Source organism: Lysinibacillus sp., assembly GCF_032093475.1.
Classification (GTDB): Bacteria; Bacillota; Bacilli; order Bacillales_A; family Planococcaceae; genus Lysinibacillus; species Lysinibacillus irui.
Genome location: NZ_DAMDAY010000012.1, coordinates 20,586 through 43,834, shown reverse-complemented (window position 1 = coordinate 43,834; position 23,249 = coordinate 20,586). Strand labels below are relative to the sequence as shown.

Genomic DNA, 23,249 nt, shown 5'->3' with positions numbered 1-23,249 from the left:
TGAATGAAAATGACCAAATGACGTTTTCGGTCAAATAGTTTAGGAGTGAGGATATTATATGATTAAAGCTGAATGGCTGAAGATCTTTAAAACGAGAAAAATGCTTGTCTCAATCATTGCTGTGCTCTTTATCCCAGTAATGTATGCAGGTATGTTTTTATGGGCGTTTTGGGATCCTTATGCAGGGCTGCCTAATCTACCAGTAGCTGTTGTAAATGAAGATACTGGTGCTGAGATGGATGGCGTTAAATTAGATTTAGGGAACACCTTAGTCGATAAGTTGATGGATAGCGAACAATTTAACTTTATAGAAGTTTCAAAGGATGAGGCTGAAAAAGGTTTAAATGGTCGTGATTATTATATGATTCTAGAAATTCCAACAAATTTCTCTGAACATGCTACAACGCTATTAGATGACAAACCATCAAAATTAGTGATGAATTACATTCCAAACGAGGGACTAAACTTCCTTGGTGCTCAAATTGGTGAAACAGCCATGGATCGTGTACGGGCAGAAGTAAATGCACAAGTATCAGCGACTTATGCTGAAAAATTATTTGACTCTATTGCAACACTTGGAGATGGCTTTACAGAGGCGGCAGATGGCTCCCATAAGCTAGATGAGGGTGCACAAAAAGTAGCAAATGGTGCAAAAGATTTAAAAGGGTACTTAGAGCAATTGGCATCAAGTACAGTTGAATTATCTAATGGAACAGATAAACTAACAAAAGGTGCTGGAGATGCTGCAAAAGGTGCGAATGATTTATCTAGTGGTTTAGTCAAACTACAAGATGGTACTGTTCAATTACAACAAGGTGCACAGCAAGCGGCAAATGGTGCTTCTAGTCTAGAACAAGGGTTATCGCAATACACACAAGGTGTTGCAAAAGTTGGTGCAGGTTTAAATACTTTAAACGACAAACAACAACAAATTAGTGCAGGGGCAGCATCTATTGCTGAAAATGCAGGTGCCTTAAACGGTGCAGCAAATCAACTTACAGCTGGTTCTGCAAAAGTTGAAGAAGGTATTACAGCTCTAGCAAATCAATTACAAGGTATGATGGCTTCAATGCCTGAAGAGCAAGCAGCTGTATTAAAACAAACATTAACAGAACTACAAGCAGGAAGTGCTAGTGTGCATAATGGTTTATCATCATTATCTGCTGGAACAGAAAAACTTCAAGCGGGTGCTAATCAAGTAAGCTCTGGTGCAAGTCAAATTGCAGCAGGTCAAGCAGAAGTATTAGCAGGGGCTAATGCATTAACAGCGAAAAGCAGTGCTTTAATGGAAGGTGCCAAAGGCTTACAAGCAGGTAATGCGACATTAGCGGCAAAATTAGGTGAATTACACGCTGGTGTGAATACGGCTGTAACAGGTTCAAAAACGTTAGCATCAGGATTAAATGAATTAGCGAGTGGTACAACAACATTAAATCAAGGTACTTCTACACTTGCGTCAAAATCTGGTGAGCTAGCACAGGGTTCAGCAACACTTGCAGATGGTTCTACTGAATTAGCAGATGGTACATCTACTTTATCTGGCAAATTAGGTGAAGCAAGTGAAAAAGCAAATGAAGTAAAAGCAAATCAAGACACTTATGATATGGTAGGTAGTCCAGTTGAAGTTGAAAAAGAATCTGTTAACCATGTTCCTAACTATGGTACAGGTTTCGCACCATACTTCATTTCTCTTGGCTTATTCGTAGGAGCATTATTAATTTCGATTGTGTTCCCACTTGTTGAACCAGCAATTCGCCCAAAAAATGGAGCAACTTGGTTTACAAGTAAAGTAACTGTATTAGCAGTTGTAGGTTTAATACAAACATTGTTAACGGTAGTTATTGTTAAATGGGGTCTAGGACTTGAAGTGAATAACATGGGCTACTTTATCGTAACAGCATTATTAACTAGCTATGTATTCTTAGCTTTAATTCAAATGCTAGTTTCAATTTTTGGTGACCCTGGACGTTTCATGGCAATTGTCGTGTTAATTTTACAATTAACAACAAGTGCAGGTACGTTCCCACTAGAATTAATCCCATCACCATTACAAGTATTTAACAAGCTATTACCGATGACATATACGGTTCAAGCATTTAAATCAAGCATTTCTACTGGCGATACATCATTCTTAATGCAAAACTATGGTGTTCTAGCTGGATTCTTAGTAGCATTCTTAGCGATCACTTTCGGTTACTTCATGCTACTTCACAATAAACGTTACTCTAAAGTAGCAGAAGAAAACTAATTCATAAAGCACTCACCAAAGTTGGTGAGTGCTTTTTGTTCATGTTAAAGGATTGTCATTGAATCTTATCGACAACATAAAACACCAGCTGATATGAGCGTATCAGCTGGTGTTTTGTAAGTGTAAGAGATTTAATTAAGGGTTCATCAAAATATGATGAAGGGTGTCAATATTGCTACGTGTGGGGCACGTATATGACAATTACAGAATAGGCAAATGCTTATAGGTGGTTACATTTTTCACAAGTGTTGCTGTAGCATTCGCTTTGTTCTTCCATCTTTTCACCGCACTCAGTACATTGCTTTGCAGGTAAATTCTTGAAAAATTCAACTACGTTTTCTAACATTGTGGACTCCTCCTTTAAGTTCATCTGTACTATTACTGTTTCTATATTTTCTAGTGTATTATAACAGATGCGTTTCGTCAACACAAAATGCCTAATTTACGTTAAAATTAAAATGGATATTTTGTGAAGGAGGAAACGTAAACTATGATTTTCGTTGATAATAAAGGGATCCATGATCCACGTATTAATCTTGCTATTGAGGAGTATTTGTTAAAAACAATGGACGTTGAGAAAGAGCCTGTGCTTCTTTTTTACATCAATCAACCGTCCATCATCATCGGGAAAAACCAAAATACAATTGAGGAAATCAATACAGACTATGTAGAGGACAATGGCATTATTGTAGTGCGCCGTTTATCAGGGGGAGGAGCTGTTTATCATGATTTAGGGAATCTTAACTTCAGCTTTATTACAAATGATGATGGCAATAGTTTTATGAATTATAAAAAATTCACACAGCCAGTGGTAGATGCTCTAGCAAAAATGGGTGTCAATGCAGAGCTTTCAGGACGCAATGACATTCTTGCAGAGGGGCGTAAAGTTTCTGGAAATGCTCAGTTTTCTACAAGAGGGCGTATGTTCAGCCACGGCACATTGATGTTCGATACAGAAATTGATGCGGTTGTCTCTGCATTAAAAGTCAAAAAGGATAAGATTGAATCGAAAGGTATTAAATCTATACGTTCCCGAGTAGCAAACATTTCAGAGTTTTTAAAGGAGAACATGACGATAGAAGAGTTTCGCCTTGAGATTTTGAAATCCATTTTCGGTGGAGAAGAAAATATTCGTTATTATGAGTTAACAGAGGAAGATTGGGCAAATATTCACAAGCTATCAGCAGAGCGTTATCAAACATGGGAATGGAACTTTGGGAAATCACCGCGCTTTAACATTCAAAAAACACATCGTTTCCCAACAGGTGGTATTGACATCCGCCTAGAAGTGAACCATGGAGTAATTGAAGAAGCACATATTTTTGGTGATTTCTTCGGTGTAGGTGATATGGCTGATATAGAGCAGCGCCTAATTGGGACAAACTATGATCGAGCGGCCATTGCTAATGTATTAGCAGACATTGATATTCCTACATATTTTGGTGGAATATCAACTGAGGACTTTTTACAATTAATTTATTAAGGAAAATTCGGTTTCGTGTACTATTTTAGCCTAAAGGTTCGCTGACAATTATGTCGTCGAACCTTTTTTTGATACAATATAGAAAGAAAGGAGTGTTGATATGGAAAAACATCGAATATTCATAGTCGAAGATGATGTTAAAATTGCATCGTTACTAGCGGAAACGCTTAGAAAATATCAATACGAAGTTGCAACAATTCAAGAATTTGATCATCTTATTGAAGAATTTACAGCATTTAATCCACATATGGTGCTGCTTGATATAAATTTACCAGCCTATGATGGCTACTATTGGTGTCGTCAGCTACGCCAGCATACAACGTGCCCAATTATTTTTATTTCTGCTCGCTCAGGAGAAATGGACCAAATTTTCGCACTTGAAAATGGGGGAGACGATTTCATTACAAAGCCGTTCAACTATGAGATTGTTTTAGCTAAAATTCGCAGTCATCTACGCCGTACATATGGTGAGTATGCAGCAAGGCAAGAGGAGCGGACAATTAAGCAAGGACAGCTTGTACTTCATTTAGAAAGAATGGAGCTACATAAAAATGATTTAGAAATTCCACTTCAGAAAAAAGAATGTATCATTCTAGAATTACTGATGGGGAATGCGCCAAAAGTCGTGACACGTGAGCAACTTTTAGAGGAGCTGTGGGACGATCAGGCATTTGTTGATGAGAACACATTGAATGTTAATATGACCCGAGTACGTAAAAAATTAACCGATTATAACATATCTTCAACTATTGAAACCGTACGTGGCGCTGGTTATCGATTTATATTAAGTGCGGGTGAACTGTAGTGGGCTGGAAATTATTTTTACGTGATTATGCTTCATTTATAGTGTTCCAGCTTTTATTAGTTGGCTTTATCATGGTCATCTATGGACTAGACGGTTTCCGAAATATTGATACGGCTATATATTCCTTTTGTATTAGCCTTGTACTATTAGCTTCCTTTTTACTTGTCCGTTATTTAATGCGACAACGATACTTAGTGAAAATAACCCAGCTTCCAACAGCGATGGAGGATGTGCTCCAAAAAAATGCGAAGACCCCAGAAGCTATGCAAACTGAGAAATATATGCATGAATTGTATCGTCTTTATCAGCATGAGCTACATGCATTATATGCCAGTCAAAAGAGACATGATCAGTTTATGAATCAATGGGTACATCAAATGAAAACACCAATTTCTGTAATGGAGCTATTATTACAGGATGACCGACCTCTTGATAAAAAGAATATACAGGAGGAAATAGATCGCTTGCGTAGAGGCTTGGACATGGTACTAGTCAATGCGCGTTTAGAAAATTTTGAGGACGATATGCAAGTTGAGCAGGTTGTGCTTAAAGCAATTGTTACTGCAACTGTTAATGAAAATAAACGTTTATTTATTACGAAAAGAGTTTTCCCAGAAATTCATATAGACGATAATCTTATTGTTGCGAGTGATTCAAAATGGCTTCGCTTCATTCTAGGACAATTTATTACAAATGCTGTGAAATATACCTTTGAAGCCAATAAAAAAATTACAATTTCTGCCATAACGAAGGATGACTTTGTACAGCTAGCCATTTGTGATGAGGGAATTGGAATTCCAGCTTCCGATCTGTCACGTGTGACGAAGGCCTTTTTTACCGGGGAAAATGGGCGAAAAACAGGGGAATCTACTGGGATGGGCCTGTATTTAGCCAAAGAAATCTGTGAAAAACTAGGACATGATTTGGCTATTACGTCAGAGGTAGGAAAAGGGACGATTGTGACTGTTACATTTACAAACTAGGGGGCGCTAGAATGGTAGAAGTACGTATTGAAGATTGGGTATTAACGATTGATAAGGAGAAAACAAAAGCTCTTTATATGACTCATATGCAACATGGAGATACATTAGCTTATCAAAATTTCCTCATAGCAAATGAAAAGCTAGGCGTAGAACTACTGCATTTTTCAAATATGCTTGGGTTAAACTTACAACAACCGACATTATTGAATGCATTTCCTGTCGAAGGTCAAAAGATTATGTACAGTGGGTATTATACGGTATGTGGTGAGATTGTAGATGGAGAAATGGATGCTTGGGATGTCATTATTGGAGAACATTGCTTTAGTTTGGTAGAGGAAGAGTCCGTAATGGCATTGATAGAGCCTCATTTTCAAATTGGCTTTGAGGTAGTATTAGAGTGGCTTTTACCACAGCCATTAGAATTAATGAAGAAATAAGGTGAATGAAGGATGCCTATTTTACAAATTAAAGATGTGACGAAAGTGTATGAAGGTAAGGTCACGCACCGTGCTTTAAATCAATTGAGCTTTGATGTTGAAGAAGGTGAGTTTCTAGCTGTTATGGGGCCTTCAGGAAGCGGTAAAACAACATTACTGAATATTATTTCAACCATTGATGAACCGACAAGTGGAGAAATCATACTGGATGGAATGAATCCACATAAGCTGAATGCAACAGAGCTTGCTTACTTCAGAAGAAGACAGCTCGGTTTTGTCTTTCAAGATTTCAATCTTTTGCATATGCTGACGGTTGAAGAAAATATCGTGCTGCCATTAACTTTAGATCAGCAGCCGCTAGAAGTAATGGAGGGACGTCTAGCTAGTATTGTTGAAAAGCTAGACTTAACTTCTTTTCTTCATAAACGTCCAAATGAAATTTCTGGTGGACAGGCACAAAGAACTGCCATTGGGCGAGCACTTATTCATAATCCTAGCCTTATTTTAGCAGATGAGCCAACGGGTAATTTAGATTCGAATTCTTCACGTGATGTGCTAGAACTTTTAACGAAAGTTAATCGTGAGAAACAAACAACGATTGTGATGGTCACGCATGATCCGATTGCAGCAAGCTATTGTGATCGAGTGTTATTCATTAAAGATGGTGAATTTTTCAATGAAATTTATCGTGATGATCGTCGTCAAATGTTTTTCCAACGCATATTAAATGTTTTGAGCTTACTAGGAGGAGGGCAAGTAGGTGACCTTTCGACAATTCGCTTACCGTAATGTCGTGCGGAACAGCCGTATCTATGGTGCCTTTTTCATGGCAAGCTTTTTTTCGGTGGCTGTATTTTTTATCTATTCCATGTTAATGTTTCATCCAGATATTGAACGAGGGATATTAGGCGAAGTATCCCTGATAGGAATGGTGGGTGCAGAAATTGTACTCGTCCTCTTTACATTATTCTTTTTATATTATTCCATGAGTGCCTTTTTAGAGGCTAGATCCCAAGAATTCGCCATTTTATTGCATTTGGGAATGGAAAAGCGCCAGATGAATCGACTTGTTTTTTTAGAAACAATGATCATTGGATCTGGCTCCATCATTGTAGGGATTGTGTTTGGCTTCTCGTTTTCTAAATTCTTTTTTATGATTGTACGAGAAATTTTGCATTTAGATGATTTACCCCTTTACGTTTCCTGGGAGCCATTTTTACTGACAATTGGAGTGTTCACAAGTGCGTTTGTAGTAATTTCATTTATTAGTGTGTACTTCACACGAGAGCGAAAATTACGTGATCTTTTAAAAGGTAGTGATTATTTAAATAGCCTAGCTACCTATTCAAAAATCCGAGCTGTCTATGGTGTTGCTTTAATTTTAACGACATATATTTTAGCGTTTGTTGTAGGACATACTTCTTTGATCGGTTTAACCCTGTTAATCCCATTTTCCGCAACATTTGGAACATATTATTTTTTTAGTGATTCCGTTCCTTGCTTTTTAGATTTAGCCCGGGGAAAACGCAAATATCATTGGCAGCGGTATCGTCTACTATCTCTTGCTGAACAAACTCATATTATGATGGATAATGTAAAAATGTTTTTCGTTGTAACGATGGTATCAACCCTTGCATTTTTATCTGTTGGTGTTTTAGCGACTATGTCCTCCTATACAACCCAATATGATCGGCTAAATCCATTGGGGCTCGTTTATAAAGGGGATGTCGATAATCCATATGAACGAGAGCATATCAATTCATTAAGGCTACAATTAGAGGAGAAGGGTTTATCCTATCAGCTTTCTCGTTTTATTGTAGTGAAGCAAACCTCTTCTTTTACACGCAATGAGGTTGAGGTCTTTCGAGAGTCCGATATGAATGTCTTACTTTCTTCTTACAGCTATCCTTTGTTGAATTTAGGATCTGGAGAGGCAGTGTTTATCCCTTATTCAGAGGATTCACTAAAAAAATTAAAAAATAGAATCGTGCATACCGTGCTAGAGGAAAATAATATACCGATAACGATTGATAGTGTCTATCCAAAAATAGTATTCCCTGGTTCGATTGTAAGTGTCAATTCCATCGTCATCAGTGATGAAGATTTTGCTAAGCTTGTTCGTCCAATTGCTGATCAAGACATTATTCAACCAAGCTATCATTTATTTACGTTTGTGATTCCACAGTGGATGGAGACTAAGGAAATCGGTAAAAATATAGATTATCTAGAGTCTAATTTGTATTTTATTAAGAAGGATAAATTTAGTCCTTTTTACTTTGAGAATGCTGGATTAAATTATTCTTATATACTAGCTACCTACTCACTCTTTACATTAGTAGGTGTTTTAGTTGCCACTGTCTTTCTACTTGCAGCTGGGAGCTTTATCTATTTCAAATTGCATACGTCACTTGAACGAGAAAAGCGCAAATTTGATGTATTAAAGCGTATGGGTTTAACCGATGCAGAGCTTAAAAAGCTTGTTAATCGTCATTTATTTCCTCAATTCTTCTTACCATGGGGTGTCGCGATGATGCATAGTGCCTTTGCTTTTCTAATGGTTCAAGGCATTTTGAGAGACAATGCAAATATTTCGATTGTAAAAGAAGTGTTCTTTGCTTTTGGCTTTTTTGTGTTAATACAAGTCGTCTATTTTTATTTAATTCGTTGGCGCTACATCTCTCATATTCGTTCATGATGTATTTGTTTAAAAGAGCAAAAAATGAATTATTTGACGTAATTTACGACATGAAATAAAAAGACTCATTGTCTTTTAGATATATTTCTTATATAATATTACTGAATAACGATTCATTTTATACGATAAGGGGATGGTGTAATTGAATTTAGTTTCACGTGTTCACCAACAGGCAACAGAACAACCGGAAAAAGTTGCGTATCATTTTATGGGGAAGGATACTACTTACGGGGAATTTGAGCTTACAGTTGGTCGCTTTGCAAAGGGGTTACAAGATTTAGGCGTTGAAAAAGGGGAACATGTGGCGTTTTTACTCGGCAATACGCCTCATTATTTAATTGCTTTGTATGCAACAATGCGCTTAGGGGCAACAGCAATACCAGTCAATCCAATCTATACACCTGATGAAATTTCATATATTTTGCATAATGGGGATGTAAAAGTAGTTATTGCGCTGGATGCTTTGCTACCACTTGTTGAAAAGGGTGTACAAGCTTTTCCGCAAGTAGCATCATTCGTTATTTGTGAAACAACGCCAGATGTAGTAGAAAAAGTGGCTGCTTTATCACCACAAGCACAAGAAAAGACACATTTATTTACACAAATTATCGCTAATGCTTCTCAATCTTTACAGCCTATTGAAGTTGCAGATGACGATAATGCTATCATTTTGTATACTTCTGGTACAACAGGCAGTCCAAAGGGTGCCATGCTGACACATGGCAATGTCTATTCAAATGCTCGTGATGTTGCCCATTATTTAGGAATTAAGGCGGATGATCGTGTTATCGCTACTTTACCGGTATTCCATGTATTTGCCTTAACGGTTGTAGTCAATGCGCCTTTATTAAGCGGAGCTACAGTTTTACTTACACCAAGATTTAGTCCTACAGAAATTTTTGCACTAGCGAGAGAACAAAAAGCAACAGTATTTGCTGGTGTTCCAACTATGTATAATTTCTTATATCAATTACCTGAGGGCAATCCAGAAGATTTCTCGACAATTCGTTTGGCCATTTCAGGTGGTGCCTCTTTACCTGTTGCACTATTACATAATTTCGAGCAGAAATTTAATGTGCGTGTGTCCGAGGGGTATGGCTTATCAGAAGCTTCACCCGTTACATGCTTTAATCCGCTAGATCGTGATCGAAAAGCCGGCTCTATTGGTACTTCCATTAGTAATGTAGAGAATAAAGTGGTTGATGTGAACGGTCAGGAAGTGCCTGTTGGCGAAGTAGGGGAGCTAATTGTACGTGGTCCTAACGTAATGAAGGGCTATTATAAAATGCCAGAAGAAACAGCGATGGCGATACGGGATGGCTGGCTTTATACAGGAGATTTAGCAAGAGTAGATGAGGAAGGGTATTTTTATATTGTTGATCGCAAAAAAGATATGATTATTGTTGGGGGCTATAATGTTTATCCTCGAGAAGTGGAGGAAGTCTTGTTTACCCATAATAATATTGTGGAGGCAGCAGTTGTAGGGTTCCCAGATCCTAACTTAGGGGAAGCCGTTCATGCATATGTTGTACTAAAAGAAGTAGCAGCCACGTCTACAGAGGACCTCCTTTCTTATTGTGCTAAGCATATGGTAAAGTATAAAGTTCCAAAAGTAATCGAGATTTTAGACGAACTTCCGAAGAACACGACAGGAAAAATACTACGTCGTTCATTAAAAGAAAAAGTTTAAACGAGAAAAGCTACTATTGAAAAATGGTAGCTCTTTTTTTGTACATTATTCGTATAATAGTAAAATCAGTTGAGCGTAACTATCTGTAAGTGATAAAATCAAACTTGTGAAATCTTCTACATACTTTTCAAGAGCTTGTCATATAGTGAGGAAGTAATGTAAAAAGACGTACAAAACTTGGAACCCTTTGATGTGGAGCTACGTCAAAGCTTTTAGTAAAAATACTATTGAAAGAGAGCATACAAAAACATGATTGAACTCATTAAAGAGTTAATAAGCTTTATTATCCATATTGATGTACATTTAGAAGAAATTATTCGTGATTTTGGCAATTGGAGTTATCTTATTTTATTTGCGATTGTTTTTGTAGAGACAGGCGTTGTTATTTTCCCGTTCTTACCTGGTGATTCATTGCTATTTGCAAGTGGTACACTAGCAGCTGCAATGGGAGCCTTTGATATGTGGATTCTAATCCCTGTATTTTTAGCAGCAGCTATTTTAGGAGATACGATGAACTATCATATTGGTCATAAGGTAGGAACATCTATACCTCCAAAGAGCCTTCTTGGCAGAGTTGTGAAGAAAGAACGCATGGAGGCAGCAGAAAAATTCTTTAATACTCATGGTGGGAAAACGATTGTTATAGCCCGTTTTATGCCATTTATTCGTACATTCATTCCGTTTGTAGCCGGTGCAAGTAAAATGAACTATAGCTACTTCCTTCTTTATAATATTCTTGGTGCCGTTTTATGGGTTTTCAGCTGTACATTACTAGGCTATTTCTTTGGGAATATTCCTATTATCAAAGATAACTTCTCAATAGTACTTATATTGATTATCTTTATCTCTGTTGTACCTGCAGTAATCGGAGCCATTAAATCCAAAGTTGGTAAATAATAAGGACAGTCCTTGTGATGAAAAAATCACTTGGACTGTCTTTTTTTGGATTAGTAGGACCGTGTTAAATTATATTGAAGTATAAGCATCAGGTTGTAAAAAATGCTATACTTAGAATTACTAGAATATGGAGAAATGGGGGTATCGAAATGGAAGTATTTATTGGCAGACAGCCTATCTTTAATCTTCATGAGCAGGTTGTTGCGTATGAATTATTATATCGTGGCAAAAACGTAAATGCCTTTCCAATGGTTGATTCAGATGCAGCAACTATTGACGTACTTGTGAACTCATTTCTTTCAATTGGTTTTGAAGAAGTAACAAAAGGTAAACCGGGTTTTGTTAATTTTACAGAAAACTTATTGATGAGCTCAATTCATGAATTTTTAAATCCCTCACAGGTTGTGATTGAGATATTAGAAGATGTTCCGCTTACCCCACAGTTAGTTGAACGGGTGATTGAGCTGAAAAAACATGGATTCCAAATAGCATTAGATGATTTTATTATGGAAGAACATGTAGAAGTTTATGATGAACTGTTCGAACAAGTCGACTATATTAAAGTAGACTTTTTAGCTTCATCTATCGTAAAAAGAATGGAGATTGAAAGTGAAGTAAAGGAAAGATTTCCACATATTCAATTACTCGCTGAAAAAGTAGAAACTCGCCATCAATTTGAAGTGGCTAAATCCTCTGGGTATGTATTGTTTCAAGGCTATTTTTTTGAACAACCTCAAATAATACACGCAACAGACATTCCAGCGAATACGATCCAATACATTCATATCATCTCATTACTAAAAGAAGAAGAGCCAAATATTCAACTACTAGCAGAAAATATTGAACGGGACATCTCATTGACGTATAAATTATTACAAATGATTAATAATTCTTCTAAGCGCTCAAAATCTAAAGTACGCTCTATTAAACAAGCCATTGTCCTCCTTGGGATTTCGAATTTACGAAAATGGATTTATTTATTGGCTATGCGAGAAATGGATATAGATGCCGACTCTGATTTATTTAAAGAAGTGATGTGTACATCTTTATTCCGTGCAAAGGTCTGTGAGAAATTAGCGAAGCTTTCCTACAAAAAGAATTTCTCGGAATATTTCTTAGTGGGCATGTTTTCACTAATTGATACATTACTTCAAAGACCGATGGAAGCTATTCTACACCAGCTTCCATTTTCGGAGGATATCACGAATACAATATTAGGTAATGAAACGGACATGACACCTTATTTGGAGTTTAGTATCGCTTTAAGTAAATTAGACTGGGAGCGATTAGAGGAGCTAGCTACACAATTGAATATCCAATTAGTTGATATTGATCAATTATATTATGAGGCCATGGAATGGGCAGAAAAATCATTTTAAATGACTGTACTCTTGTTAAGAAGCTATCTTATTTTCAGGTGAGTTAGCTTCTTTTGTATGTCTACAAGACAGTGCTTTCTTCATCAAGATGAAGTTCTCAATGTGAAAAGTATTTGCTATAATCATCACGTCTTTAAAAAATTCTGATAGTTGAAGTGGGCGTGGGGAAATGAAGCATGATGTGAGAGAAAGCATTGTGGAGTATGTGTATGTGATAGTAGGAGCGGCAATAATAGCTATTGGTTTTAATGTCTTTTTATTACCAAATCAAGTCGCTTCAGGTGGGGTCAGTGGAATTAGTACGATTTTGCATGGTTTATTTGGTTGGAATCCGGGAATTGTTCAATATGCGTTTAATATTCCACTATTTATTGCTGGAGTGTTGTTGCTGGGCAAAAAATTTGGTATTAAATCATTTATCGGTACGATTACGTTACCGTTTATTGTCTTGTTAACAAATAGCTGGGAACCTTGGACTGATAATTCTTTACTTGGAGCTCTTTTTGGTGGAATTGTTGTTGGATTAGGAATAGGACTGGTCTTTAAAGGGAATGCTTCAACTGGTGGCACTGATTTACTAGCGCAAATCATTACGAAATTTACTGGATTATCGCTTGGTACGAGTGTGCTATTAATAGATGGAATCATTGCGATTAGTGCAGCAGTTGTTTTTGATTTAGAGAAAGGTTTGTATGCCTTGATTGGACTTTATGTAACGACAAAAACAATTGATATCATTCAGCTAGGTTTTAGTCAATCTAAAATGGTCTATATTATTACGGTGAAACAAGATGAAGTTCGGCAAGCCATTTATGCTGAAATCAATCGTGGAGTCACGAAGTTACAAGCCATCGGAGGTTATACGGGAGAAGCACGACCAGTTCTTATGGTTGTTGTTTATCAAACAGAATTCACAAAGCTGAAACAACTCATTAAAAGCGTTGACCCATCAGCGTTTGTTATCGTTTCTGATGCGTATGAGGTATTAGGAGAAGGTTTCAAACGTGCATAATTTTGGTATAATGGCGGCGTAAGATAATTATTATGAGGAGGGGTACTAATGAAAAAAGCAATGTTAACATTAGTGTTCGGATCAGCAATCTTTTTAGCTGCATGTGGCGGCGGAGATAAAGAGGCAACTAACAATGAAAGTGCCGCTGCTCCGGATGGTGAAGCAATCGCTATGAAATCTTGTGTTTCTTGTCATGGTGGCGAGCTACAAGGTGCGACTGGACCAGCATTAAACGATGTAGGTTCTCGTTTATCAGAATCAGAAATTTTAGATATTATTAATAATGGTAAAGGTGGCATGCCTCCTGGAGTTGTTAAAGGGGCAGATGCTGAGGCAGTTGCTAAATGGTTAGCTACTCAGAAATAATACTATTCAAAACTAGCGGACTGGAGAGCCGCTAGTTTTTTTGTTAAGAGTAAATACATTTCTTTTATACATAGACATGCTAAAATAAGGAGAACCTTATCCATTGATTGGAGGCTTTTTCATTGGTCGTAGTATTAACAAGAGATGTTATGGAGAAATTTAAGTTAGAGTTATTAGCTGGTGAGGAAGGGATCGGCAGAACAATAGTGACAAGTGATATTTCAAGACCTGGACTTGAAATGGCAGGTTATTTTACACATTATCCTGCTAATCGTGTACAATTGCTTGGCAAAACAGAGCTATCTTTTTTTGAAATGCTGCCAGCAGATGTCAAGCTAGAGCGTATGCGTTTGCTTTGTTCGCAAGATACGCCTGCTATTATTATTTCTCGAGATTTAGAAGTGCCAGAGGAGCTTATACAAGCTTCCAACGAAAAGCATGTTCCAGTTTTTAAAACACATATGACGACAACAAAATTTTCGAGTAGATTGACAAACTACTTAGAGGGACGCCTAGCACCAATGACAGCAGCCCATGGTGTACTCGTCGATGTGTATGGAATTGGTATTTTAATTATTGGGAAAAGTGGCGTAGGTAAAAGTGAAACAGCACTTGAGCTTGTAAAAAAGGGTCATCGATTAGTAGCAGATGACTGTGTAGAAATTCGTCAAGAATCGGAAAACTTATTAATTGGTAGTCCACCACCTTTGTTGGAGCATTTATTAGAAATACGTGGTATTGGGATTATTGACATTATGACACTATTTGGTGCGAGTGCAGTGCGTCCATATAAACGTATTACACTGATCATTGAGCTGGAAATTTGGGACCCGCAAAAAGTTTATGATCGATTAGGCTTAGAAGAAGAGAAAATGAAAATAATTGATACTGAGCTGACAAAATTAACAATCCCAGTACGCCCAGGGCGCAATGTCTCCGTTATTATTGAAGTAGCTGCGATGAATTATCGCTTGAAGAAAATGGGAGTTAATGCAGCTGAGGAATTTTCAAGACGCTTAGATGAAGTCATTTCGTCGAATGATGTGTTAGACGATTAATACAAACAAACAAACCATCCATGATTAATGACATATTGAGAGGGGTAGAAGATGGATTTATTACTATTACAGATTAACCCGATTGCTTTCCATTTAGGGCCAATTCCAGTGCGTTGGTATGGATTGCTGATTGTGTCGGGAATCATTTTAGCCTATGTTGTCGGGCAGAGAGAGGCTGTTAAGAGAGGATTGCCTGAAGACTTCCTTGCAGACTTGTTATTATGGGCAGTGCCAATATCCATCATCTGTGCACGTATTTACTATGTGTCAATGCGATGGGATTACTATAGTGAAAATCCCGGGAAAATCATTGAAATATGGAATGGCGGTATTGCCATTCATGGTGCCCTCATCGGGGCATTTGTCACAGCTTACATATATACTCGTATAAAAAATGTAAGCTTTTTACGAGTAGCGGATATTGCAGCACCAAGTATTTTAATCGGTCAGATTATTGGTCGATGGGGCAACTTTATGAACCAAGAGGCCTATGGTGGAGAGGTATCTAAAGCATTTTTAGAAAATCTCATGCTGCCAGATTGGATTATCAATCAAATGTATATCGAAGAATTAGGTTCGTATGTACATCCGACGTTTTTATATGAATCCGTCTGGAACCTTATTGGGCTTATTATTTTACTTGTTTTACGCAAAGTAAATTTAAATCGTGGGGAAATTTTCTTTAGTTATTTAATTTGGTATTCAATTGGTCGTTTCTTTATTGAAGGAATGCGTACAGATAGTCTGTATCTTGTAGGCGATTTACGCTCAGCGCAGGTTGTATCTATTATTGGGATTATCGTTGGACTTGGAGCGATTATTTATCGCAGAATAAAGGTAAAACCAGCCGTGAAATACTTGGAAAACAAATAAGGGGATGTAAAAAATATGGCTGTAAAAGCTCTACTATTCGACTTTGATGGAACTTTACTTAATACAAATGATTTAATCATTCAAACATTTATGCATGTGTTAAATGAGCGATTTCCCGGGCAATATTCGCCAAAAGACTGCTTGAAATTCATTGGTCCATCCCTGAAACAGACATTTAATGACATTGCTCCAGGTGAAGAGGAGGCTTTAATAGCAAAATATCGCGCTTGGAATATAGAACATCATGATGAACTTGTGAGCCAATACCCTGATGTAGTAACAACGCTAGAACAATTAAAAGCACAAGGTATTCGCTTGGCCATTGTTTCGACGAAACGTAATGATACCATTGATCGAGGACTTTCAATACTAGGTGCTACAAATCTATTTGATGTCCGTATTGGCACAGACGATGTGAAAAATGTAAAGCCTGATCCAGAGCCAGTCCTACTAGCTTTGGAGCGCTTAGGGATAGACAAGGAAGACGCAATTATGATTGGAGATAATTCGCATGATATTGAAGCGGGTCATCGTGCAGGAGTAAGAGCAGCAGGTGTTGCTTGGGCGATTAAAGGTGAGGCATACTTACAGCAATATCAACCAGAATATATGCTTCAGCATATGACGGATTTATTTGATATTGTGAAAGAGGGGTAAGTTAGATGGCGCGTAAAACAGAACGTTACCGTGTTGAAGGAGCTAATTCGCTTTGGAATATTTATGACACGGTGTCCTTTTGGAAGGTGATGAAGTGTTTCATTGTCATTCAAATCGGACGCTTCACACCATTTTTACGTGTGAAAAACTGGTTATATCGTACATTTTTAAATATGACAATTGGCGAGCGAACTTCATTAGCGTTGATGGTTATGCCAGACACTATGTTTCCTGAACGTATTTTCATTGGAGAAAATACGGTAATTGGTTTTAATACGACCATTTTAGCGCATGAATATTTAATAGAAGAATACCGTTTAGGTGATGTTCATATTGGTAATGAAGTCATGATTGGAGCAAATTCAACGATTTTACCTGGTGTAACAATTGGAGATGGTGCTATTGTTTCAGCCGCCTCCCTCGTACATAAGGATGTACCAGCAGGTTGTTTAGCAGGAGGAAACCCTATGAGAATTATTTATACTGCTGAACAAATGGCAGAGCGTAAGCGTAATGAAGTTGTAGAGTGGAGTACGCCACAAAAGTAGAAAAACTCACGTTGTATGGAGACATACTTCGTGAGTTTTTTTAGTATAAAGGCTATCCAGAACACTTGTAGGCATAGCTTTTATTGTGATGGTCCATGAAAGTGCTTCGTCATAATATAGTCCAAATACACATATTGTTTAAATTTAAAGAAATGATGTTATGGGTTCGTACACCATACAATGTATATAATTAACAGAAAAATAAGTATTTAAAGATTGTGAAAATAGAGAAGATAACGTTGACTGTTTAAGCAAAATAAGTTAGAATTCTTTCATAATCTAATTCTCTAATACTCTAGTGAATTAAAGTGTGATATAAGGATGTGACCATATGTCTTCATTAAAAATGTTTGAAAAACCACTTGGAATGCGTGATACATTCCCGCAAATCTATGAGAAGGTTGAAGCCGTTAGACATGCAGGCAGAGACTTTTTATATAAAAGGGGTTATGAGTTTATTAAAACACCTGCTGTGGAATATTTCGATACGGTCGGGAAAGCTTCAGCGATAGCGGATGCTCATTTATTTAAATTGGTGGATAGTCAGGGGAACACACTAGTATTGCGACCAGATATGACAACGCCTATTGCTCGAGTAGCAACATCGAAATTATTGAAAGAAATGATTCCACTACGCCTTGCGTATTTCGCAAGTGTTTTTCGTGCTCAAGAAGCTGAGGGAGGAAGACCAGCAGAGTTCGACCAGATGGGGATTGAGTTAATAGGTGATCAATCCGTATTTGCTGATGCAGAAGTCATTGTTACAGCAATGGAGCTATTGAAGCATTTTAAATTAGAGGAATTTAAAGTGACAATTGGTCATGCAGGCATCCTTCATTGCATTTTACAAGATTACACAGAGAGTAACGAGCAACAAGCAATACTAAGAGCTTTGCTTGTCCAACGGAATTATGTAGGGTTTGAAGAAGCGGTGGAGTCATTTGATTTGCCAAAAGCTAAAACCGATGCTCTCCTCCAGTTTATAGAAGAAGCAATGAATGTAAGGGATATTCGGGATATTGAAAAATATGTACGTAAAAATGATGCGTTAGAGTATATGCAGCAGCTTGCTCAGCTACTAGAAATGGCTGACTTAGCTGAACATGTTACTTTTGATTTCACACTTTCGAGTCATATGAGCTATTACACTGGCATGCTTTTTGAAGTATTTGCGGTAGGGAGCGGTTTTCCGTTAGGGAATGGTGGCCGTTATGATGGCTTGCTAGGGGTATTTGGTTCAAAGGTTGGTGCGACAGGTTTTAGCATTCGAGTTGACCGATTATTAGAAACGTTAAATGGGGAGTCAGAGAAACAACAGGAAGCAACCGTTGTGCTCTTTGAGGAAGAACAATTCGAGGCAGCATTGTTAAAGGTCAAAGCATTGCGAGCAGCAGGGAAATTGGCTACTTTACAGTTACGTAGCAGCCTAGTAGATGAAGCAGCCTATTTAGCTTACTTTACAGAAGTGGTGGTTGTAGGACAGGAGGAAATTGGCAGTGAATGAATTAACGATTGCAATGCCAAAAGGGCGAATCTTTGAAGAGGCCTATCGAATGCTATTAGAGGCAGGTTTTAATTTACCAGCAGAAGTAGAAATGTCACGTAAATTAATGATTGAAATACCAGAGGAAAAAATTCGCTTTATTTTATCAAAGCCAATGGACGTTCCTGTCTATGTTGAACATGGTGTTGCTGATATTGGGATTGCTGGAAAGGATGTTTTGTTAGAACAGCAGCGTGAGGTTCATGAATTACTCGATTTAAAAATTAGTAATTGCTATATCGCATCTGCAGGTTTGCCAAATACATCAATGAATGAAATTGCACCTCGAATTGCTACGAAATATCCGAATATCGCTATGAAATATTATAAGGGAATTGGAGAGCAAGTAGAAATTATCGAACTTAATGGATCTATTGAATTAGCACCGATGATTGGTTTAGCGGATCGTATTGTCGATATTGTTTCTACTGGGCGTACACTAAAAGAAAATGGTTTAGTAGAGTACGAATTTATTACTGCCGTTTCTTCACGATTAATAGCAAACCCTGTAAGTTATCGTATGAAGGGTGAGCGTATTATGGATCTTGTCAAGCGATTGAAAAAATGTGTGAATGAGCACAAAAATAATCAAATTTAGTTACATATAAGGGACTAAAGGGGTTTAATTCGATGAAAATAATAAAGCTTGCAAAAGGTATTTCTTTAAAAAGGCCACTTGAAGGAGGAAATGAGGAACAGCTAAATGTTGTGAGACAAGTCTTATCTGAGGTGAAGAAACAGGGAGATGCAGCGATACGATTCTATACTGAAAAATGGGATGGCTATGCTCCTGAAAGCTTGCGTGTTACAGAGAAGGAAATTGCAGAAGCTGTAAATGCTCTTGATCAACAACTGTATAGCGATTTAGCAGAGGCTGCTGAAAATATTCGATTATACCATGAACAACAAATACGTACAGGCTACCATATGGAGTTGGGAGATGGTTCTTGGTTAGGACAACGAGTGACTGCTTTGGATGCAGTAGGGTTGTATGTTCCAGGTGGTACTGCAGCATATCCATCATCGGTATTAATGAATGTGATTCCGGCTCAGGTTGCTGGCGTGCAGCGTATTGTCATTACTTCTCCTGCTAATCAGAGCGGGAAATTACCAGCAGGTGTACTTGTAGCAGCTCATCTTTTAGGCATAAATGAAATCTATAAAGTTGGTGGAGCACAAGCGATTGCTGCACTTGCATACGGTACAGAAACAATTGCTCCAGTCGATAAAATTACAGGCCCTGGCAATATTTTCGTAGCTCTGGCCAAACGGGAGGTGTTTGGTGAGGTAGCGATTGATATGATTGCGGGACCTAGTGAAATTGCGGTGTTGGCTGACGACACAGCCTACCCTGATGAAATTGCTGCTGATCTTTTATCACAGGCAGAGCATGATGTATTAGCTTGTGCCATCCTCGTAACGACTTCGGAACAACTAGCGAAAAAGGTTGCTGAGGAAGTAGACAAGCAATTGAAGACTTTACCACGTCAAGAAGTGGCACGGGCTTCCATAGAAAAATTCGGAGCAATTTATGTTGCTGACACTTTAGCAGATGCAGTGGAAGCGATTAACACGTTAGCACCTGAGCATTTAGAAATTCTTACAGAAAATGCAGAAGTTATTGCTGAGCAAGTAAGACATGCGGGTGGTATATTTATTGGCCGATACAGCTCAGAGCCTGTTGGAGATTACTTTGCAGGGACAAATCATGTGCTACCAACCAATAGCACGGCTCGTTTTGCAAGTGGCTTAAGTGTTGATGATTTTGTGAAAAAATCAAGTATTGTTTATTATAGCGGAAAAACATGGGAAGAAAATGCACCGAAAATTGCACGTCTAGCGCGTATGGAAGGCTTAGAGGGTCATGCGCGTGCAGTGGAATCACGCGGATGGGAGAAGGAATAGGACAATGGTAGAAAAGAAACGATATGCAAAAGTAGAACGTACCACAAATGAAACGCAAATTACAGTAGCAATTGATTTAGATGGTGAAGGCCAAGCAACTATTCAAACAGGTGTTGGATTTATGGACCATATGTTAGATTTATTTATCAAGCATGGACTATTTAATGGAACTATCCAAGCGAATGGTGATACTTACATCGACGATCATCATACAACAGAAGATCTTGGTATTGTCTTAGGCCAAGCTATTCGTGAAGCACTTGGTGATAAAAAAGGTATTAAACGCTATGGTACAGCATTTGTGCCGATGGATGACGCACTAGCACAGGTTGTAGTAGATTGCTCCAATCGACCACATTTAGAGTATCGAGTGCCACCATTAAAAGAAAAAGTAGGGACGTTTGATACAGAGTTAGTGCATGAATTTTTATGGAAATTTGCGCTAGAAGCACGTATGAATGTTCACGTCATAGTACCTTATGGAAACAATACACATCATATTATTGAGGCAATTTTCAAAGCACTAGCACGTGCTATTGATGTTGCAGTAGAAATTGATCCACGTGTTAAAGGTGTACCATCGACTAAGGGGCTGTTAACGTGAAAATAGGCGTGATTGATTATGGTATGGGTAATTTATTTAGTGTAGAACAGGCATTAAAGCGACTAGGTTGTGAGGTTGTTGTGTCTGCTGATGAAAAGATGCTAGATACGACAGATGCGCTTTTATTACCAGGAGTTGGCGCATTCCCTGATGCTAGAAAGCGATTAGCAGAAACAAAGCTAGATTGTTATTTACAAAAGGCGTATAGCGAAAATCGCCCCTTATTGGGAATTTGTCTAGGCATGCAATTATTATTTGAGCAAAGTGATGAAGTAACGCCAACAAAAGGGTTAGGATTTTTTAAAGGGTGTATTACCCGCTTTACCGGTATGACAGAAGACCAGCTATACCGGGTGCCACATATGGGGTGGAATGAGCTGATATTAACGAATCAGCCGGCATGGTTGAACAATGAAATAGCAGCGAAGCATGTTTATTTTGTTCATTCCTATTATGCAAAAAATATAGAGGAATCAGAGCTTGTTGCCTATGCAGATTATTATGGCATGAAAGTGCCAGGTATTGTGACAAATGGTTCCGTGACAGGCATGCAATTTCACCCTGAAAAGTCAGGGGAACTAGGTATTTATTTATTAGAGCAATGGCTGAAAGGTGTGAAAGTATGCTAACGAAACGTATTATCCCATGTCTTGATGTGAAGGAAGGTCGGGTTGTAAAGGGCATACAATTTGAATCTATTCGTGATGCAGGTGATCCAGTAGAGCTTGCGCAGTTCTATGATGAACAAGGGGCAGATGAGCTTGTCTTTCTAGATATTTCTGCTTCACATGAAGGTCGCCAAACGATGGTAGACGTTGTTCGTCAAACAGCTGCTACACTTGCCATTCCTTTTACAGTAGGTGGTGGTATTCGTACATTGGATGATATGAAACGTATTTTACGTGCGGGTGCTGATAAAGTATCAATCAATACTTCTGCTTTGGAGCGACCAGCCCTTATCCAAGAAGGCTCCGATTTCTTTGGTGCACAATGTATCGTAGTAGCAATTGATGCTCGCTATAGTGAAGTGGACGGCACGTGGATGGTTTATACACATGGTGGGCGTAACAAAACAGCTTGGTCGGCTATTGATTGGGCAAAGGAAGCTGTACGTTTAGGAGCAGGTGAAATTTTATTAACAAGCATGAATCAAGATGGAGAAAAGTCCGGTTTTGATTTAGCTTTAACAAAAGCGGTACGAGAGGCAGTAACAGTCCCGGTTATTGCTAGTGGTGGAGCAGGACATGCCGAGCATTTTTACGAAGTATTAGCACAAGAGGTAGATGCAGATGCTGCACTGGCAGCTTCGATCTTCCATTACAAGGAAACAAGCGTAGCACAAGTAAAAGAATACCTACGTGAAAAAGGAGTGGCAATAAGATGATAGAGAACATCCAATTCGATGAGCGAGGTCTTGTTACAGCTGTTGTACAAGATGCCAATACAAAAGAAGTGCTAACGGTAGCTTATATGAATCAAGAGTCATTGGCTAAAACAATTCAATCAGGAGAAACTTGGTTTTATTCTCGTTCGCGCCAAGAGCTTTGGCATAAAGGGGCTACAAGTGGTCATACGCAACAAGTAGTATCCATAAAAGCAGACTGTGATCAAGATGCCTTAGTGGTGGAAGTTCTACCAGCTGGACCAGCCTGTCATAACGGTACAACTTCTTGCTTTACGGAGGTTATTCAACAATATGATAAGGTAGGCTCCGTGGACATTATCTCTAAACTTGCACGTGTGATTGAAAAGCGTGAGCAGGAAATGCCAGAGGGAGCATATACTACATATTTATTTGATAAGGGTATTGATAAAATCTGTAAAAAGGTTGGAGAAGAAGCGACGGAGGTTGTCATAGGGGCTAAAAACCGAGATGCTGAGGAAGTAAAATGGGAGGCAGCTGATCTGCTGTATCACCTTCTCGTTTTACTGCAAGAACAAAAGATAAGTATTTATGATGTACTACATGTGTTGGAAAAACGTCACGAGGAGAAATAACAGCATATTATTGATTGTATGGTATAATAGAGATTACTGTGTAAAGGAACGTGAAATACGTTCCTTAT

At 38.1% G+C, this 23,249-nt stretch carries 24 protein-coding genes; 23 read left to right on the top strand and 1 reads right to left on the bottom strand.

Annotated elements, in window-relative coordinates; genetic code table 11:
• The first annotated feature begins 58 nt into the window (after window positions 1-58).
• Window positions 59-2,248: a YhgE/Pip domain-containing protein gene (locus tag RT445_RS05015; RefSeq protein WP_274794413.1), complete on the top strand. Its 2,190-nt coding sequence runs from the start codon at window positions 59-61 to the stop codon at window positions 2,246-2,248.
• A 220-nt stretch (window positions 2,249-2,468) separates the two neighbouring features.
• Here RT445_RS05015 and yhfH read toward each other — a convergent pair whose 3' ends face one another.
• Window positions 2,469-2,594 (bottom strand): protein YhfH, encoded by a 126-nt coding sequence (gene yhfH / locus RT445_RS05010; RefSeq protein ID WP_004230455.1) that lies wholly within the window; start codon window positions 2,592-2,594, stop codon window positions 2,469-2,471.
• 144 nt (window positions 2,595-2,738) lie between these two features.
• On the opposite strand from yhfH, the gene lplA reads away from it, so the two are divergent.
• The 22 genes from lplA (at window position 2,739) to hisIE (ending at window position 23,181) form a co-directional block, all read left to right on the top strand.
• On the top strand, window positions 2,739-3,731 hold the full coding sequence (lplA, locus tag RT445_RS05005) for a lipoate--protein ligase (protein WP_312506041.1): 993 nt from the start codon (window positions 2,739-2,741) through the stop codon (window positions 3,729-3,731).
• A gap of 100 nt (window positions 3,732-3,831) precedes the next feature.
• On the top strand, window positions 3,832-4,536 hold the full coding sequence (locus RT445_RS05000) for a response regulator transcription factor (protein WP_312506040.1): 705 nt from the start codon (window positions 3,832-3,834) through the stop codon (window positions 4,534-4,536).
• Window positions 4,536-5,519, top strand: coding sequence for a sensor histidine kinase (locus tag RT445_RS04995; protein ID WP_274794410.1), 984 nt, complete (start codon window positions 4,536-4,538; stop codon window positions 5,517-5,519). The genes RT445_RS05000 and RT445_RS04995 overlap by 1 nt, the downstream gene beginning before the upstream one ends.
• Window positions 5,520-5,530: 11 nt before the next feature.
• Complete coding sequence (locus tag RT445_RS04990; RefSeq protein WP_312506037.1) at window positions 5,531-5,956, top strand: hypothetical protein; 426 nt, start codon at window positions 5,531-5,533, stop codon at window positions 5,954-5,956.
• Window positions 5,957-5,968: 12 nt separating this feature from the next.
• On the top strand, window positions 5,969-6,745 hold the full coding sequence (locus RT445_RS04985) for an ABC transporter ATP-binding protein (RefSeq protein WP_312506035.1): 777 nt from the start codon (window positions 5,969-5,971) through the stop codon (window positions 6,743-6,745).
• Window positions 6,717-8,651 (top strand): ABC transporter permease, encoded by a 1,935-nt coding sequence (locus RT445_RS04980; protein ID WP_313469947.1) that lies wholly within the window; start codon window positions 6,717-6,719, stop codon window positions 8,649-8,651. Before RT445_RS04985 ends, RT445_RS04980 begins: the two co-directional genes overlap by 29 nt.
• 142 nt (window positions 8,652-8,793) lie before the next feature.
• Window positions 8,794-10,341 carry a fatty acid--CoA ligase family protein gene (locus RT445_RS04975; RefSeq protein WP_312506034.1) on the top strand — a complete coding sequence of 516 codons (1,548 nt, stop codon included), beginning with the start codon at window positions 8,794-8,796 and terminating at the stop codon, window positions 10,339-10,341.
• Window positions 10,342-10,593: 252 nt separating this feature from the next.
• Window positions 10,594-11,238 (top strand): VTT domain-containing protein, encoded by a 645-nt coding sequence (locus tag RT445_RS04970; protein ID WP_274797377.1) that lies wholly within the window; start codon window positions 10,594-10,596, stop codon window positions 11,236-11,238.
• A 149-nt stretch (window positions 11,239-11,387) separates the two neighbouring features.
• On the top strand, window positions 11,388-12,617 hold the full coding sequence (locus RT445_RS04965; protein ID WP_312506033.1) for an EAL and HDOD domain-containing protein: 1,230 nt from the start codon (window positions 11,388-11,390) through the stop codon (window positions 12,615-12,617).
• 169 nt (window positions 12,618-12,786) lie between these two features.
• Complete coding sequence (locus RT445_RS04960; RefSeq protein WP_274794404.1) at window positions 12,787-13,629, top strand: YitT family protein; 843 nt, start codon at window positions 12,787-12,789, stop codon at window positions 13,627-13,629.
• 48 nt (window positions 13,630-13,677) lie between these two features.
• Window positions 13,678-13,995, top strand: a complete 318-nt coding sequence (cccB, locus tag RT445_RS04955) for a cytochrome c551 (protein ID WP_274794403.1) — start codon at window positions 13,678-13,680, stop codon at window positions 13,993-13,995.
• Between the two features lie 122 nt (window positions 13,996-14,117).
• Complete coding sequence (gene hprK / locus RT445_RS04950) at window positions 14,118-15,053, top strand: HPr(Ser) kinase/phosphatase (protein ID WP_274794402.1); 936 nt, start codon at window positions 14,118-14,120, stop codon at window positions 15,051-15,053.
• A 51-nt stretch (window positions 15,054-15,104) separates the two neighbouring features.
• Window positions 15,105-15,926, top strand: a complete 822-nt coding sequence (gene lgt, locus RT445_RS04945) for a prolipoprotein diacylglyceryl transferase (RefSeq protein WP_312506031.1) — start codon at window positions 15,105-15,107, stop codon at window positions 15,924-15,926.
• Between the two features lie 15 nt (window positions 15,927-15,941).
• Complete coding sequence (gene ppaX / locus RT445_RS04940) at window positions 15,942-16,583, top strand: pyrophosphatase PpaX (protein ID WP_312506029.1); 642 nt, start codon at window positions 15,942-15,944, stop codon at window positions 16,581-16,583.
• 5 nt (window positions 16,584-16,588) lie between these two features.
• Window positions 16,589-17,131, top strand: coding sequence for an acyltransferase (locus tag RT445_RS04935; RefSeq protein WP_274794399.1), 543 nt, complete (start codon window positions 16,589-16,591; stop codon window positions 17,129-17,131).
• A 331-nt stretch (window positions 17,132-17,462) separates the two neighbouring features.
• Entirely contained in the window at window positions 17,463-18,635 is a 1,173-nt protein-coding gene (locus RT445_RS04930; protein ID WP_274794398.1) for an ATP phosphoribosyltransferase regulatory subunit, read from the top strand.
• A complete protein-coding gene (gene hisG / locus RT445_RS04925) occupies window positions 18,628-19,272 on the top strand; it encodes an ATP phosphoribosyltransferase (protein WP_274794397.1) in 645 nt (214 codons plus the stop codon). Before RT445_RS04930 ends, hisG begins: the two co-directional genes overlap by 8 nt.
• 32 nt (window positions 19,273-19,304) lie before the next feature.
• Entirely contained in the window at window positions 19,305-20,579 is a 1,275-nt protein-coding gene (gene hisD, locus RT445_RS04920) for a histidinol dehydrogenase (RefSeq protein ID WP_312506025.1), read from the top strand.
• 4 nt (window positions 20,580-20,583) lie between these two features.
• Window positions 20,584-21,183 (top strand): imidazoleglycerol-phosphate dehydratase HisB, encoded by a 600-nt coding sequence (gene hisB / locus RT445_RS04915; protein ID WP_313469940.1) that lies wholly within the window; start codon window positions 20,584-20,586, stop codon window positions 21,181-21,183.
• Window positions 21,180-21,812, top strand: coding sequence for an imidazole glycerol phosphate synthase subunit HisH (gene hisH, locus RT445_RS04910; protein WP_274794394.1), 633 nt, complete (start codon window positions 21,180-21,182; stop codon window positions 21,810-21,812). Before hisB ends, hisH begins: the two co-directional genes overlap by 4 nt.
• The gene (gene hisF / locus RT445_RS04905) at window positions 21,806-22,567 is read left to right on the top strand and encodes an imidazole glycerol phosphate synthase subunit HisF (RefSeq protein WP_274794393.1); all 762 of its coding nucleotides are present in this window, start codon (window positions 21,806-21,808) and stop codon (window positions 22,565-22,567) included. The genes hisH and hisF overlap by 7 nt, the downstream gene beginning before the upstream one ends.
• Complete coding sequence (gene hisIE / locus RT445_RS04900; protein ID WP_313469936.1) at window positions 22,564-23,181, top strand: bifunctional phosphoribosyl-AMP cyclohydrolase/phosphoribosyl-ATP diphosphatase HisIE; 618 nt, start codon at window positions 22,564-22,566, stop codon at window positions 23,179-23,181. Before hisF ends, hisIE begins: the two co-directional genes overlap by 4 nt.
• Window positions 23,182-23,249 lie beyond the last annotated feature (68 nt).

Bases quoted from the DNA above. Each gene is read 5' to 3' on its own strand.
- cccB (WP_274794403.1), top strand. From the start codon at position 13,678: ATGAAAAAAGCAATGTTAACATTAGTGTTCGGATCAGCAATCTTTTTA.
- lplA (WP_312506041.1), top strand. From the start codon at position 2,739: ATGATTTTCGTTGATAATAAAGGGATCCATGATCCACGTATTAATCTT.
- hisIE (WP_313469936.1), top strand. From the start codon at position 22,564: ATGATAGAGAACATCCAATTCGATGAGCGAGGTCTTGTTACAGCTGTT.
- RT445_RS05015 (WP_274794413.1), top strand. From the start codon at position 59: ATGATTAAAGCTGAATGGCTGAAGATCTTTAAAACGAGAAAAATGCTT.
- yhfH (WP_004230455.1), bottom strand. From the start codon at position 2,594: ATGTTAGAAAACGTAGTTGAATTTTTCAAGAATTTACCTGCAAAGCAA.
- RT445_RS04930 (WP_274794398.1), top strand. From the start codon at position 17,463: ATGTCTTCATTAAAAATGTTTGAAAAACCACTTGGAATGCGTGATACA.
- hisD (WP_312506025.1), top strand. From the start codon at position 19,305: ATGAAAATAATAAAGCTTGCAAAAGGTATTTCTTTAAAAAGGCCACTT.
- RT445_RS04935 (WP_274794399.1), top strand. From the start codon at position 16,589: ATGGCGCGTAAAACAGAACGTTACCGTGTTGAAGGAGCTAATTCGCTT.
- RT445_RS04965 (WP_312506033.1), top strand. From the start codon at position 11,388: ATGGAAGTATTTATTGGCAGACAGCCTATCTTTAATCTTCATGAGCAG.
- lgt (WP_312506031.1), top strand. From the start codon at position 15,105: ATGGATTTATTACTATTACAGATTAACCCGATTGCTTTCCATTTAGGG.
- RT445_RS04985 (WP_312506035.1), top strand. From the start codon at position 5,969: ATGCCTATTTTACAAATTAAAGATGTGACGAAAGTGTATGAAGGTAAG.
- hisB (WP_313469940.1), top strand. From the start codon at position 20,584: ATGGTAGAAAAGAAACGATATGCAAAAGTAGAACGTACCACAAATGAA.
- RT445_RS04960 (WP_274794404.1), top strand. From the start codon at position 12,787: ATGAAGCATGATGTGAGAGAAAGCATTGTGGAGTATGTGTATGTGATA.
- hisF (WP_274794393.1), top strand. From the start codon at position 21,806: ATGCTAACGAAACGTATTATCCCATGTCTTGATGTGAAGGAAGGTCGG.
- RT445_RS05000 (WP_312506040.1), top strand. From the start codon at position 3,832: ATGGAAAAACATCGAATATTCATAGTCGAAGATGATGTTAAAATTGCA.
- ppaX (WP_312506029.1), top strand. From the start codon at position 15,942: ATGGCTGTAAAAGCTCTACTATTCGACTTTGATGGAACTTTACTTAAT.
- RT445_RS04990 (WP_312506037.1), top strand. From the start codon at position 5,531: ATGGTAGAAGTACGTATTGAAGATTGGGTATTAACGATTGATAAGGAG.